Annotated in this window: 10 protein-coding genes; 7 read left to right on the top strand and 3 right to left on the bottom strand. The window is 63.7% G+C overall.

Annotated features, from left to right (window positions below; all coding sequences use genetic code 11):
• Positions 1–59 precede the first annotated feature (59 nt).
• The 6 genes from AB1281_RS07415 to AB1281_RS07440 all read left to right on the top strand — a co-directional run bounded on the left by AB1281_RS07415 (position 60) and on the right by AB1281_RS07440 (position 10883).
• Positions 60–698: a YfgM family protein gene (locus tag AB1281_RS07415; protein ID WP_032960761.1), complete on the top strand. Its 639-nt coding sequence runs from the start codon at positions 60–62 to the stop codon at positions 696–698.
• Positions 698–1906, top strand: coding sequence for an outer membrane protein assembly factor BamB (gene bamB, locus AB1281_RS07420; RefSeq protein ID WP_014036904.1), 1209 nt, complete (start codon positions 698–700; stop codon positions 1904–1906). The genes AB1281_RS07415 and bamB overlap by 1 nt, the downstream gene beginning before the upstream one ends.
• A gap of 17 nt (positions 1907–1923) precedes the next feature.
• Positions 1924–3321 carry a ribosome biogenesis GTPase Der gene (der, locus tag AB1281_RS07425; RefSeq protein WP_014036905.1) on the top strand — a complete coding sequence of 466 codons (1398 nt, stop codon included), beginning with the start codon at positions 1924–1926 and terminating at the stop codon, positions 3319–3321.
• Between the two features lie 686 nt (positions 3322–4007).
• Positions 4008–9395 (top strand): hypothetical protein, encoded by a 5388-nt coding sequence (locus AB1281_RS07430; protein ID WP_430345457.1) that lies wholly within the window; start codon positions 4008–4010, stop codon positions 9393–9395.
• A 7-nt stretch (positions 9396–9402) separates the two neighbouring features.
• Entirely contained in the window at positions 9403–10350 is a 948-nt protein-coding gene (locus AB1281_RS07435) for an RHS repeat-associated core domain-containing protein (RefSeq protein ID WP_430345458.1), read from the top strand.
• Positions 10347–10883: a hypothetical protein gene (locus tag AB1281_RS07440; protein ID WP_430345459.1), complete on the top strand. Its 537-nt coding sequence runs from the start codon at positions 10347–10349 to the stop codon at positions 10881–10883. The genes AB1281_RS07435 and AB1281_RS07440 overlap by 4 nt, the downstream gene beginning before the upstream one ends.
• Positions 10884–11277: 394 nt before the next feature.
• Here the strand turns inward: AB1281_RS07440 and AB1281_RS07445 are convergent, their stop codons facing one another.
• From AB1281_RS07445 to AB1281_RS07455, 3 genes are all read right to left on the bottom strand, one after another.
• Entirely contained in the window at positions 11278–12024 is a 747-nt protein-coding gene (locus AB1281_RS07445; protein WP_430345460.1) for a lysine transporter LysE, read from the bottom strand.
• 94 nt (positions 12025–12118) lie between these two features.
• The gene (locus AB1281_RS07450) at positions 12119–12754 is read right to left on the bottom strand and encodes a LysE family translocator (protein ID WP_430345461.1); all 636 of its coding nucleotides are present in this window, start codon (positions 12752–12754) and stop codon (positions 12119–12121) included.
• 74 nt (positions 12755–12828) lie between these two features.
• On the bottom strand, positions 12829–13644 hold the full coding sequence (locus AB1281_RS07455; protein WP_430345462.1) for a helix-turn-helix domain-containing protein: 816 nt from the start codon (positions 13642–13644) through the stop codon (positions 12829–12831).
• An 89-nt stretch (positions 13645–13733) separates the two neighbouring features.
• Here AB1281_RS07455 and moeB point away from each other — a divergent pair, with 89 nt between their 5' ends.
• Positions 13734–14870: a molybdopterin-synthase adenylyltransferase MoeB gene (gene moeB, locus AB1281_RS07460; protein ID WP_430345463.1), complete on the top strand. Its 1137-nt coding sequence runs from the start codon at positions 13734–13736 to the stop codon at positions 14868–14870.
• The last annotated feature ends 170 nt before the right edge of the window (positions 14871–15040 follow it).

A 15040-nucleotide genomic window follows, 5' to 3' on the forward strand; every position in this document is an offset into this window, starting at 1 on the left:
GTTTCACCACCTTCGATTAATCCCAATGGTCCCTCCCAACGGGCGGGGCGAGAGTACGCATGGCGATCGACGATCTGCTCGACGAGCACGAACAAAGTGAACGCGTCCGCAGCTGGCTGCGGAAGAATGGCGCCAGCATCCTCGGTGGCGTAGTCATCGCCATCGGTGCCATTGCCGGCTGGCAGTGGTACCAGAAGGATCAGGGCGGCAAGCTGGCCTCGGCCAATGTCGAGTACCAGAAGGCCCTGCAGGGCCTGCAGCAGAACAAGCTTGACGACGCCGCCAAGGCGGTCAAGGCGCTCGAAGCCGGCCCGTCCAGCATCTACGGCGACCTCGCGGCGCTGCAGCTGGCCAAGGCCCAGGTCGACGCCGGCAAGAATGAAGAGGCACTGGCCACCCTGCGCAATGTGAAGGTCGAGGGTGACCTGCAGCGCGTGGTCGACCAGCGTGTGGCCCGCCTGCTGGTGGCTACCGGCAAGAGCGACGAGGCGATCAAGCTGCTGGGCAGCGCCACCGACAGCAGCAGCCTGGAAATCCATGGCGATGCGCTGATGGCGCAGGGCAAGCGCGATGACGCCCGTGCACAGTACGAGAAGGCGCTGAAGACGCTGGACGTGGCAGCGCCGCAGCGGCGCCTGCTGGAAACCAAGGTTATGGACGCCGGCGGCACCGTCGCCGCCCCTGCGGAGTCGGTTTGATGAGTCAGAAGGTCATGATCACCCGCGTCGCCACCGTGCTCCTGATGGGCATGGCCCTGACCGGCTGCAGCACCATGAAGGGCTGGTTCGCTGGCAAGGACGCGGCCGCGAAGAAGGCACAGGAACCGGCTGAGCTGGTCAAGTTCGAGCCGACCCTGAAGGTCAGCAAGGCCTGGTCGGTCAACCTCGGCAAGGGCGAGCGCCGCATCGGCGTGCGCCAGGGCCCGGCGGTGGCCAACGGCCACGTGTTCGCTGCGGCGATCACCGGTGGCGTGCACGCCATCGACCTGCAGACCGGCAAGAAGGTCTGGACCTGGGAGCCGAAGAAGGAAAAGAAGAAGGCCAAGCTGCGCCTGTCCGGCGGCCCGGGTGTCGGTGAGAACCTGGTCGTGATCGGCACGCTGGATGGCCAGGTCATCGCGCTGGACATCAACGATGGCAGCGAAAAGTGGCGGGCCCGTGTTCCGGGTGAAGTCATCGCCGCGCCGGCCGTTGCCCAGGGCATGGTCTACGTGCGCAGCAACGACGGCCGCGTCACCGGCTTCGATGCCGGCAACGGCACCCAGAAGTGGTTCAACCCGAGCGAACTGCCGGCGCTGACCGTGCGCGGCAACGCGCCGGTGGTGACCGGCCCGGGCGTGCTGTTCATCGGCAAGGACGAGGGCGCGGTTGCGGCCCTGGCCCAGCAGGATGGCCGCACCCTGTGGGAACAGAACCTCGGCAACGGCGAAGGCCGCACCGAGCTGGAGCGCATGGCGGACGTTGACGGTGCTCCGGTGCTGGAGGGCAACACCCTCTACGTGAGCAGCTTCAAGAACCAGACCATGGCCATCGAAGGCCCGACCGGTCGCCCGCTGTGGGCGCGCGACCATGGCGGTGCCGGTGGCGTGGCGGTGTCGTCGGGCAATGTGTTCGTCACCGACAACAAGGGCGGCGTGTTCGGCCTGGACAAGGCCAGCGGCGCTGCCATGTGGTCGCAGACCGCGCTGGCCCGTCGTTCGCTGACCGGCCCGGCGCTGCACGGCGACTACGTGGTGGTCGGCGACTACAAGGGATACGTGCACTGGTTGCAGGCGTCCGATGGTGCAATGGCGGCACGGGCAAAAAGTGGCGGCGACGCCCTGCTGGCCCAGCCGGTCGTCGCAGACGGGGTGCTGCTGGTGCAGAACGTTGATGGCAAGCTGACCGCCTTCCGGTTGGCAAATTAAAAATTGGAGTAATCGCGATGCTGCCTTTGGTCGCCCTGGTTGGACGGCCGAATGTCGGCAAGTCGACTATTTTCAATGCGCTGACGCGCACCCGTGACGCGCTGGTCCATGACCAGCCCGGCGTCACCCGCGACCGCAACTACGGTGTCTGCCGTCTGGACGAGGACAATCATTTCCTCGTCGTCGACACCGGCGGTATCGCGGAAGAGGAAGAGGGACTGGCAGGGGCTACCACCCGCCAGGCCCGCGCCGCTGCGGCGGAAGCCGACCTGATCCTGTTCGTGGTCGATGCCCGTGAGGGTACCTCGGCGATGGACGACGAGATCCTGGCCTGGCTGCGCAAGCTGTCGCGCCCGACGCTGCTGCTGATCAACAAGATCGACGGCACCGACGAGGACACCGTGCGTTCGGAGTTCGCCCGTTACGGCTTCGGCGAGATGCTGACCGTGTCGGCCGCGCATCGCCAGGGCCTGGACGACCTGCTGGACGAAGTGATCCAGCGCCTGCCGGAAGAAGGCAGCGGCGAAGAGCTGGACAACGACCCGAACCGCATCCGCATCGCCTTCGTCGGCCGCCCGAACGTGGGCAAATCGACCCTGGTCAATCGCATCCTCGGCGAGGAGCGCATGATCGCCTCGGACGTGCCGGGTACCACCCGCGACTCGATCGCGGTGGACCTGGAGCGCGACGGCCGTGAGTACCGCCTGATCGACACCGCCGGCCTGCGCCGTCGTTCGCGCGTGGACGAGGTCGTCGAGAAGTTCTCGGTGGTCAAGACCATGCAGTCGATCGAGCAGTGCCAGGTGGCCGTGCTGATGCTCGACGCCACCGAAGGCGTGACCGACCAGGACGCCACCGTGCTCGGTGCCGTGCTCGACGCCGGCCGCGCGCTGGTGATCGCCATCAACAAGTGGGATGGCCTGACCGAGTACCAGCGCGAGCAGGCGGAAACCATGCTGTCGCTGAAGCTGGGCTTCGTGCCGTGGGCCGAATCGGTGCGCATCTCGGCCAAGCACGGCTCGGGCCTGCGTGAGCTGTTCCGTGCGGTGCACCGCGCCCACGAATCGGCGAACAAGACCTTCACCACCAGCGAAGTGAACAAGGCGCTGGAAGTGGCGTACGAGACCAACCCGCCGCCGACCATCCGCGGCCACGTCTCCAAGCTGCGTTATGTGCATCCGGCCGGGGCCAACCCGCCGACCTTCATCGTGCACGGCACGCGCCTGAAGGAGCTGCAGGAATCGTACAAGCGCTACCTGGAGAACTTCTTCCGCAAGCGCTTCAAGCTGATCGGCACCCCGGTGAGCTTCATCTTCCGCGAGGGTACCAACCCGTACGAGGGCAAGAAGAACGTCCTCACCGAGCGGCAGGTCAAGGCCAAGCGGCGCTTGATGAAGCACGTCAAGGGCAAGTGATTCACGAGAAGGCGGCCTGAGGGTCGCCTTTTTCGTTTGTGGTCGCCATGGGGACGCACTTGCCCCAAGGTGGCATCCAAACGGGGGCCATCATTGCGAATCAGCAAAGGCTCGGGCCAAGTTCTTCTGTACAGGGCAGGGTCTTCTGCGCTGGGTGACTCGAGCTAGGAGTGAGCGACTCCAAGGATGCGGTGACGCAACACCCTCGCGGCCGGTCTCCGCCTAGCGCTTGGGCTCAATAGGTCTGTAGCCAAGATCGGTATGGGAATCTGGCGCTGCAGGGCGCTTTTCGATTTTCCCTAATCCACATCGAGCGTCTGCACTATGGCCCATCCCAACAGGCCGCGTTAGGGCACGGGTGAGACCCGCAGCTTTCCGCCTCATGACGCTTTTCCGTAGCGAAGTTGAAGCATTCGTTTGGTGCAAGTGGGGGACGGCTTCGGTGGCGTGTAGGAAAATTCTTACATCATCTTCCGTAATGCTCTTATAAGACAACTCGTCATGATGATGTGAATATCCAGCTATAGGGGCCGCTGTCTGATCGCACTGGTTGACAGCTTCTTCCGGTATATGGGGGCGCAAGGGGACGGCGCAGCTGCTTTTCGGCCGGAACATGACGCCAGCACACGTCGGTGGATTGCCGAACGTCTGGTGATTGCCGACGCATTTGGACAAAGGGATGTTCCATGCGTATCTGGCAGTGGCAGGCGTTGTTGGGCGCGGCATTGGTCATGTCATCCGGGTGGGCCTGGGCGAGCAGTCCGGTCACGCCGCATACCGAGTACTACAAGAGGATCAAGACGGGTGAGGGGCTGGCGCCGCTGACCTCGAGCCTGTTCGGGGATAGCATCAGCCCGAGCTCCGGATCGACAGAATTTGTCGTTACCGACATTGACCTGCCAGGCAACAACGCGCTGCCGGTGCGATTGCAGCGTCGTCTCGCAGTGCAGTCCTTCAAGGACCGGCAGCCATTGGGGGGATTCGGCAGTTGGGACATCGAAGTCCCTTTCATGCACGCCACCTTCGACTCCATCTGGAAGTGGAACGAGTCGGGTAACGGCGCTACCCAGCGTTGCTCGCAGACCTTCTACCCCAAGACACGTACCGGCGTGGGCAGCTTCGAGATATGGACCGGCGTGCAGGTGCGTGTCCCCGACAAGGGCGAGCAGGAGATGCTGCTGATCGCCAACGCTTCCAACCCGAAACCCACCAATGGTGAAACCTATCGTTGGGGCACTCGAGGCAATATGCGTCTCAGTTGCCTGGGATCCACGGCCAATGGCTATCCCGGTGAGGGATTCCTGGGCGTGGATGCTTCGGGGAATCGCTACTTCTTCAATGTGGGCATTGAACGAACAGCGGGTTTCATGGAGCTGGGCCAAGGCATGGGGTCCAAGCTGGTGCGTGTTCTGCTGATGGCCAGCCGGGTCGAAGATCGCCACGGCAACTGGGTAGCCTATGACTATTCGGGCGACAAGCTGGTTGGGATTCGCGGCAGTGATGGTCGCGCCATCTCCATTGCCTATGCCGGGGACCGTATTGCAAGTGCAACAGCCAATGGCCGTACCTGGAGCTATGAGTACAACGAGGGCTCCGGTGCAATGGGATTCGCACGCTGGCCCGCGCTGCGTGCCGTGCAGCAGCCGGATGGTGCTCGCTTCGGCTATGAGTACAGCTGGCAGGACGGCGGATTCGGGGGCCTGAACCCGGAGTATCAGAGCTGGGATGGTGAACCGAAGCTCTGCATCAAGCCCACGTTCGAGCAGTCTGGATTCACCCTGATCGCGACCCACCCATCGGGAACGCGTGGACAGTTTGAGTTCAAGTACCTGCGCCGCACCCGGCTGGGTGTAAAAAGTACCGCTTGCGCAGACATGGGCGGTGGGCGCTACGCGCAACGCGCCTCCAATGCGTTCGACCTCTTCGCGATCACCAGCAAGACGCTGACGGGGCCCGGGTTGGGCAATCTGACCTGGACATACGAATCGGGCGGATATGACTCGGGCCTGGCGAATTCCGCAGTGTCGACGATCGTGGAGCCGGATGGCACGCGTCGTCACAGCGTGTTCGGACGAAAATTCGACGAGAACGAGGGGCAGTTGCTGCAGGAGGCGGTGCGCGCTCCGGACGGACAGATCGTCCAGGTCACCACCCATACCTATATGAGTTCGGACGAGGTCCAGGCCGGACCGTTCCCGGACAGCTACGGTTCGATGACCGCGGCCGATGATCCCTTCGCCGTCAAGATCCGCCCTCTGAAGCAGTCCGTTCTCAGCCAGGATGGCGTCAACTTCATCAATACGACCGATCAGTTCGACGCGCACGTGCGGCCGGTGGTGCAGACCGAAAGCAATTCGCTGGGCCGCGCGCGGACGCTGAGGACCACGTACTTCGACGATACCGGACGTTGGATCCTCGGCCAGGTCGCGCGCAGCACACAGAGCGTTGGCGGCGTTGAAATCGAGACCGAGCGCACTGACTTCGACGCGTTGGCGCGCCCGCAGCGTACCTACGCCTTCGGCGTGCTGCAGCAGACGCTGGGCTATCACGCGGATGGCACGCTCGCCTCAGTGGCGGATGGCAAGGGTAATGCCATTGCGCTGGGCAGCTGGAAGCGTGGCCTGCCGCAGAGTGTTGCATACCCGGACGGCAGCAGTGCCTCGCTGCAGGTCGACGACAATGGCTGGGTGCGCGCGGCAGTGGAGCCCAATGGTGCCAGCCGGAACTTCGATTACGACGGAATGGGCCGGATCGTGCTCGCGACCCAGGCTGCCAATGACAGCGTGGCCTGGAATTCTGCAACGACGCGGTTCTTCCAGGTAGCGGGCGCGGAGATCGGGCTGGAAGCAGGCCACTGGAAGCGCGAGTCCAGTACCGGCAATGCACGCGCGGTGACGTACTACGACGGGTTGTGGCGCCCAGTACTGGAAGAGTCGTTCGACGCTGCGGACCGTAGCGGCACCCTGCGCCAGACAGTGACCCGCTATGACAGCAATGGGCGCCCGGTTTTTACCTCTTATCCGACGCGTGTCGCATCGGACTTCCGTTCGGCGCTGCCCGGCACCTACACAGGTTATGACGCGCTGGGGCGACCCACCCGCAGCGAGCAGGACAGTGAACTGGGGCGCCTGGTCACTACGACCGAGCAGCTCGGTGGTGGCAGCGTAAGGGTGACCAATCCGCGCGGCATTGCCACCACCACCGACTACCTGATGTACGGCAAGCCCAGCCAGGACACGCCCATCCGGATTCTCCATGCGGAGGGGGTGGTGACGGAAATTCAGCGCGACACGCTGGGCAAGCCGCTGTCGATCCTGCGGCGCAACTACGATGGCAGCGTCAGTGTGCGGCGGCAGTATGTCTATGACGGCGCCCAGCGCCTGTGCAAGAGCATGGAGCCTGAGACGGGTGCAACCGGCATGGGCTACGACGCCGCAGGCAATCTGCTCTGGTCTGCCTCGGGCCTGACGTTGCTGGGCCCTCAATGCGAGAGCGAGGCTGCCTATGCGTCGCCTTCGCGGGCTGACCGGACCTACGACAGCATGAATCGCTTGCTGACGCTGCGCTTCTCGGATGGCCAGGGTGATCAGGACTGGAACTATTGGCCTGGCGGGAAAGTGAAGCGTGTGCAGACCCGCAACAACGGCGCCATCACCACCAACGACTACACCTACAACCTGCGTGGACTGCCCACGTCCGAGAGCGTGGCCTACGACGGTGGCGAGGCCTGGGCGCTGGGCTATGGCTACGATGCGAATGGCGCTTTGGCAACCCATGTGCAGCCGTCCGGCCTGACGATCGACTACGGCCCGAATGCGCTGGGGCAGCCGACGCGAGCCGGAGCCTTCGCCACCAACGTGCGCTATTACGCGAACGGCGGCATGAGCGGCTTCACCTATGGCAACGGCGTCGTGCATCAGATGACGCAGAACGCGCGCGGCCTGCCCGATCGCAGCACCGACAGTGGTGCAGGTGGCAAGGTCATCGATGACGGCTACGACTACGATGCCAATGGCAATGTGGCGGCCATCAGTGACGGCCTGCCGGCAGCCCCTGGAAACCGCGACATGCGTTACGACGGCCTGGATCGTCTGACCACGGTGACGGCGGCCAGCTTCGGAAACGCAAGCTATGCGTACAACGTTCTGGACAATATCGTCACCGCCACCGTCGGCGCACGGCGGCAGTCCTTTGAGTACGACTTCAACAATCGGTTGACGAACGTGCGGGATGTCGGCAGTGGTGCGACCGTGACCGGGCTTGGCTATGACAGCCAGGGTAACCTGAAGATCCGCAATGGCGTCGCGTTCCGGTTCGACTACGGCAATCGCCTGCGCGAGGTCGATGGCAAGGAGGCTTATCAGTACGATGCACATGGCCGTCGTACCTTGGCCAGCGCAACCAATGGCAACATTCGTTCCCTCTATGGGCAGGATGGCGTGCTGCGCTATCAGCACGACCAGCGCCAGGCCAAGGGCTTTGACTACATCCAGCTCAACGGCAGCCTCGTTGCCAAGCGTGCCGTGGATATCGCGCCTGCAGCATTGGTCGTAACGGTTCCGGGTTACAGCGCGGACGGTGCGTTTGCGGTGCAGTGGACAGCCGTTGCCGGTGCGCAGCGTTACGAGGTGCAGGAGTCGAGTGGCGGTGACTGGCAGGCTGTCTATCAAGGGCCTGCGCTGAACGTTTCGCTGGCCGGGCGAAGCTCCGGCGTCTATCGCTATCGTGGCCGTGCCTGCAATGGCACTGTCTGCGGCGCTTTGGGTGTGGAAGCCTCCATCCAGGTGGAGCTTGCTCCCACCGCTGCGCCGGTGATCACCGCACCGGCACAAGGTATCAACGGAGCCTATTCCCTGAGCTGGTCTGCGGTGCAGGGTGCCGCCCGCTTTGTGCTTGAAGAGGCCTTGGGTGGTGGATGGAGCGTGGTCTTTGATGGTGCTGGCCGCACCTATCAAGTGACCAGCAAGCCGGCAGGCACCTATCGCTATCGGGTCAAAGCATGCAATCCACAGGGCTGCGGCGTCTATTCGGCCGAAGCGGCGATTACCGCGCTGTATGCCCCATCCGTACCCGCACTGTCGGTACCTGCTGCGAGCTACAACGGCAGCTACGCCGTCTCTGTTTCGAGCGTGGCACAGGCCAGCAGCTATCGCATTGAAGAACAATTCAACGGAGCAGCATGGACTGAGATCAACCGGATCAGTGGGAATCAACTGGCCATCAGCGGACGAATCGCCGGCAGTTATGCCTATCGTGCCTTTGCATGCAATGACGCCGGGTGCAGCGCGGCAAGCGCCGTAGGCGGTATCGTCGTGACATTGCCACCGGTCCAAGCCACGGGAATCAATCTCGGCGGTGTGAGCTACAGTTCAACCGTGAGCATGTGGTGGGGCGCAATCCCCACCGCGACGAGTTACCAGTTGATGGAACAGCTTAACGGCGGTGGCTTCGGACTCGCCCAGGAAGACGGTGCGACCGCCGTGGCCCGAGGCGGCCGCTGGCCGGGGCAGTGGGACTACCAGGTGCGTGGCTGCAATGTCGCCGGTTGCGGACCGTGGTCAGCGGTAGCGGGCGTGCGCGTGATTGGCCCTCCGGCCACCCCGGTTCTGCGCGTGCCGGACGGGGTGGGAATCGGCGCGGCTTACTCGATCTCCCTGCTGGAAGTGGCGGACGCGACGCGCTATGAAATCGACGAAAGTACTGACGGCGCCAACTGGACGCTGATTGCGGGGGATCGAGCCGTTTCCCTCAGCAAGGGCGGTGGAGGCAACTTCTACTACCGTGGCCGTGCCTGCAATCCTGCGGGCTGCAGCCCAAGTTCCGCTGCTGGCCTGGTTTCGATTTCCAGTGCGCCGGCCGTACCCACGGGCGTGAGGATCGTAAAGAGCGGTCCAAACATCTGCTCGGTCATCTGGAATGCGTCGCCGGGTGCCACCTACTACAACATGCGTTCAAGCAGCGGCGGCGCGACCTATAGGGCGGATGGCATCGGGTACGACCTCGATACACGCTGCCAGGGAGGCTACAAGGTGCGTGCCTGCAATGCGCAGGCGTGCTCGGCCTGGTCGAACTGAGGTGGATATGAACACACGGAAGACAAAGCAGGTACCCAAGTGGCTGGCTGCCATCGCCATGGCTGTGGTGACGTTTGTAGGGACCGCGACAGCACAAACGGTCACCTATATCCACACCGATGCCTTGGGCTCGCCGGTGGCCGAGACCGATGCATCCGGCAACGTCATCAAGCGATACGCCTATGAGCCCTATGGAGCCGTCGTTGGCGGGGAAGTGACTGATGGACCGGGCTATACCGGGCATGTGAGTGATGCTGCAACGGGCTTGAGCTACATGCAGCAGCGGTACATGGACCCTCAGTTAGGAGCGTTCCTGTCTGTTGATCCCGTGACCGCCCAAGGCAAGGGCGATATGCGCCTGTTCAATCGCTATGCGTATGCATTCAACAACCCCTACACTTTCGATGACCCTGATGGAAGATGCCCATCCTGTGATCGATTTGGTGACGCATTTGCCAAGGAGCCGCAGGCCTTTGATCATCCGGGCTTTACGGTTCCAGCCGCAATTGTGGCGGCGGCCATGGCGGCGCCAGTGGTATGGGAAGTGGGTATGGCCGCAATGGCCAACCCTGCGACCACGACCGCTATAGTGGGTGAGGTGGGGGCGGCGGCAGGAGTGACTGGCGTTGGTGCCAATCAAGCAGTGGGAAAAGCTGCAGAAAGACTTGCCGCAAAAGAGCTTGTTGCGGAAGGAAATAAAATTCTGGGTAGCCAAGTAGGAGCAAGGACATCTTCAGGGTTGCGAGTTATCGATCATTTGGTTGAAACGCCTTCCGGGAAAGTGATGGGCATCGAGGTCAAGGCAGGGAATGGCGTTCGCAATTCAGCTCAGCTAACAAAGGACGCAAAGATGGCTACGGAAGGCGCAGTACTGACCGGCAAGAATGCGCCAGAGGCACTACGGGGTCAGCGAATGATCATTGAAACCGTTGAACGAAGGTATCCCAATAAATGAATAGTCTCATTGTTCTGGAGAAGGAACTTCTTGCTGAAGTCGGATCCTTGCTCAATAAACGTGGTTTCGGCTCAAGGCCGGTAGGCCAGTCGTTCCGGCTGGCTAGATCCTTCGGATGGGCATCTATTCATCTTGCTTTTGTGCGTCATGCGCAAGTCGACTTTGATGTTGTGGTCAGCGCGGCAATCCGAATCGATGCTGTGCAAGACATGATCCAAGATAAGAACGATAGATTGATAACTGATAAAGATCGAAAGAACTCTGCAACCATCGGGTGCGAGCTTGGCAATTTGACTGAAGAAGGGCAACGGCGATGGATCGTTTCATCCCATGACGACGTTGGTCGAGTCGCATCTGAAATAGTGGCTGCTTGCGACGAGTGGTTGATCCCCTTCATTGAAAGGCACTCCAATATCGCGGCCATTCTTGAAATGCTAAAGACAGATGATGTGCATGCCAAGTTGATATCTCCGATCGAAGAAAAGAGAAGGAAGACGATCTTGGCCCTGTCAAAAATATTGAGCGCCGTATAGCGAGTCGGAGCAGCGCCCCCTATCCCTGCCGAAATTGACAACCCGCTAGTGGGTTTGGCACAGCTCAGTAAGCGAACCTGGCGGATAGCCCTGGCCGGCAAGCAGATATCGTGCAAGTCAGGAGTTCGACCCGGTCCTTCAAGGTCCTTCGTGTCACCCGAGGGCAGCGGTCCAGATAGGTCATGCGCTGATGACCAGGTTCGAGCCTTTCCAAGGTAATGATTCCCTTGGGCAGGTGCACCCTCATGGCAAGTGATGCAGAAAAGGGCGGCCTGAGGGCCGCCTTTCTCGTTTGTGGTAGTGCCGGCCGCTGGCCGGCAAGCCGATGATGCCTGGTGTGTTCACGAGGTTGCCGGCCAGCGGTCGGCACGACCCCCGCGTCTGCGGATCTCGATCAGGGCGGACCGCCGCGACGTGCGCGGCAATGCGGCAACGCGCATGGGATGCTGTGGGGTGCGGCCATCGATTCCGGCAGCCGTGCCTGCCCGGTAATGCTTGCCCAGACCAGGGTCGTACCCAGTGCCCCTGCCAGGTACGCCACCGACACTGCTCCGATGACCAGGCCCGCAGCATGCTCCAGCCATGGCAGTAATCGGCAACAGCGCTGTGCCCAGCTAGGGTGGCTGCCGAGCCAGGCCATCAGCAGGCCGAGCGACAGCGCGACGCCGCTCAGGCAGGCCGCGTAAGCGGCCGTGGTGCCAATGTCGCCCGCGAGGCCGGCTACCAGGGCTGCAATCGCGAACTGCAGCATCCAGTTGTCGATGCTGGCGAGCGCCAGCAGGCATCCTGCCTGGGCGTACGACCAGCGGGAGCGTACGCTCGGGCCCTGGCGCAATGGCGGGAACAGTGGGGAGAGCGTGGTCAGGCCGGCGTCGCGCAGGCACATGCCCGCCAGGCGCAGCAGCAGGAGGCAGCCCGCGCACTGCATCGCCAGCGTCCACAGGCCGCGGTTTCCCAGCATGGCCGCTGCAACGAAAGCCGTGGCGCAGATGACGCCCGTACCGGTGGCGATACCGAACGACGCGGCCATGGCAGCGTGCCCGCCTGCGCCCATCGCGGTGCGCAGTATCTTCGCGTGATTGGAAGCAGGCAGGAGCATGGCGAAGCCGTACAGCATCGCGACGATGAAGAACTGCTGCACGTAAACCTGCCACCGACCTACAGAAAGTGCCGAGTGTGGGCTGGTGCGGACGCGCCGTATTGAACGCTATTGCGACAGGCGCGAATCGCCGGCATCAGCCCACCCACAGCGACACGACGATCCACAGCGCCAGCGCCATCATCAGGAGCCCTGCGGCGCGCTCCAGCCAGGGCAGGGCGCGTGCGAATCGGCCCAGCACCCACGGGTGGCCGACCAGCGCGGCTACCAGCAGATCCCAGAGCAGGACGATGCCGAACATCCACGCGCCATAGAAGAACTTCGTTGCGGTGCTGGCCTGCGGACCGTTGAGCATTGCCGCCAACGTTGCGTAGAACAGCGCATTCTTCGGATTCAGCAGCGCAGACAGGGCACCCAGCCCTGCCGCCTTCCACCATCCATGGGCACCACCCGCTGGCGATCCGGGGGGAGCGGCAGATGCCTGCAGCGTCGTCGAACCCGCATGGCGCAGGAACAACGTGCCGAGGTACAGCAGGAACCCGCAGCCCGCCAACTGCACCGCAATGAACCCTGCGCTGCCTGCGCGCAGCATGGCCATTCCGGTGAAAGCGGCCACGATGAAGACGCCATTTCCGAGGGCGATGCCTGCGCAGGCGCCACTGGCGGTGCGCCAGCCAGAGGTGATCGCAGTGCGCGCAACAAGGAAGAAGTCGGGGCCGGGTGAGAGCAGGGCGAGAAAATGTACGGTGGCGATGACCAGGAACTGTTCCATCGGGTCCGGCGGCGGCTGGCGGGGGCGCCAGTGTGGGGATGCGCCGCGCGATGGTATTGAACGTTATTGCAGGCTCAGCGCCGGTACTGGCCCGGGGTCGCACCGGCGTGGGCCTTGAAGACCCGCTGGAAATGGCTCTGGTCGGCGAACCCCAATGCATGGGCGACCACGGCCAGGGCCTGCCCTTCGCACAGCCGCCGCCGGGCCTCCTGGATGCGCTGGTCGATCTGCCAGGCGTGAGGGGTCAGGCCCGTGGCACGCCGGAAGGCGCGGATCAGCTGGTAGCGGCTCATGCCTGCCAGCGATGCCAGCTCCTGCAGGGCCGGGGTGTGTTCGAGCCGCTGGCGCAGAATGTCCATCACCGGCTGCAGCCGCTGCTGTAATGCGGCATCTTCGGGCGGGCCGGTGACGGCTACACCATCGTGTTCATCCAGATCACCGACGAACGCGATCAGGACAGCTTCCTTGACGCTGACCGGATCGTCGGAGAACAGCGTCTGGTTGAGCTGGCAGTACTGCTGGTAGCGCGGGCGATGGTTGGAAATCCGGATCGGTTCCTGCTGCCAGTCGGGTTCGGGCAGGTCGTCATACTCGGCGCGGACCTCGGCCATCCAGCGCGCGTCCAGATGCAGCATCTGGTAGCTCCAGACCTGGCCGGGCAGGGGGTTGCAGGCGTGCACGCGGCCTGCAGGTACGCCGACCAGGCTGCCGGGCTGCAGCAGGCGCGGTCCTTCCACAGCACCGGTGAACAGGCTGCTGCCGGCGTCCACGGCGCCGATCGAGAAGGTGTCATGGCTGTGCGGGCGATGGCAGGCGCGGCTGTCGCAGGCCCGTCGGCTTTCGACGAAGGGCATGCGCGGGTCACGCCAGAATTCGGTGGCAGAGCGCATGCAGCGGTTCCGGGATGCAGGGGGCAACGCCTGCATGGTGCCATGTTCGGGGCAAGGCGCGGCGCAGGTGTCTGCGCGATAATGCGGCCATGAGCATCCAAGAGCTTTCCCCCGCGCAGGCACGCGAGCGCCTGGCCCACGGCGCCGTGCTGATCGATGTGCGCGAGGCGCATGAACGGGCCGGCGGAATGGCCGAGGGCGCGCGCGGCGTGGCCAAGGGCGAGCTGCAGGCCGATCCGGCCGCGCATCTGCCGCGACACGACCAGGAAGTCCTGCTGATCTGCCAGAGCGGCAAGCGCTCGGCCGATGCCGCGCAGTTCCTGTTGGAGGCCGGGTACACCCGCGTCGCTTCCGTGACGGGCGGTACCGTGGCCTGGCGCGAGCAGTCGCTGCCGCTGGTGCAGCCGCTGGCCAGTGCTGCCGACCGCGACTTCTACGACCGCTATTCGCGGCACCTGCTGCTGCCGCAGGTGGGCGAGGCCGGCCAGCGGCGTCTGCAGCAATCACGCGTGCTGGTGCTGGGTGCAGGTGGCCTGGGCGCACCGGCCGGCTTCTATCTGGCCGCCGCTGGGGTAGGGCATCTGCGCTTCGCCGACCATGACCGCGTGGAGCGTAGCAACCTGCACCGGCAGATCGTGCATACCGAGGCCAGCGTCGGCCAGCTCAAGGTTGATTCCGCGCGCGAGCGGCTGCTGGCGCTGAACCCGTCGATCGAGGTCGAGGCGGTGCCGGAGCGGGTCACGTCCGAGAACGTGGATGCGCTGCTGGAGGGCGTGGACGTGGTGCTGGATGGGTCGGACAACTTTCCGCTGCGCTACCTGCTCAATGACGCCTGCATCAAGCACGCCAAGCCACTGGTGTATGCCGCCATCGAGCGCTTTGACGGCCAGGTAAGCGTGTTTGACGCCGGCCGCCAGCGTGGCGTGGCGCCGTGCTACCGCTGCCTGTTCCCGGAGCCGCCGCCGCCGGAGTTCGCGCCGAACTGCTCCGAGGCCGGTGTGCTGGGTGTGCTGCCGGGATTGGCCGGCGTGCTGCAGGCCACCGAGGTGCTGAAGCTGCTGCTGGGTATCGGCGAGCCGCTGGTGGGGCGCCTGCTGCGCTTTGATGCGCTGGGCATGCGCTTCCGCGAGACCGGCATCCGGCCGGACCCGCACTGCCCGGTGTGTGCGCCCGGCGTGCCGTTCCCGGGGTATATCGATTACGCGGCGTTTTGCCGGGGTGGGTGAACCCGGCGAGGCGTCATCCACGCATGGCGTGGATCTACTAATGCTTCGGTAGATCCACGCCATGCGTGGATGGATGTATCGGGTTTCGGGATGATGCTGGGGGTCGCTCCTGGCATCGTTCCACCTCCAGGACAATCCGACGCAACATGCGTGCTATTGCCGTCATCGGC

It is taken from the genome of Stenotrophomonas sp. NRRL B-14846, from assembly GCF_050473585.1.
Classification (GTDB): Bacteria; Pseudomonadota; Gammaproteobacteria; order Xanthomonadales; family Xanthomonadaceae; genus Stenotrophomonas.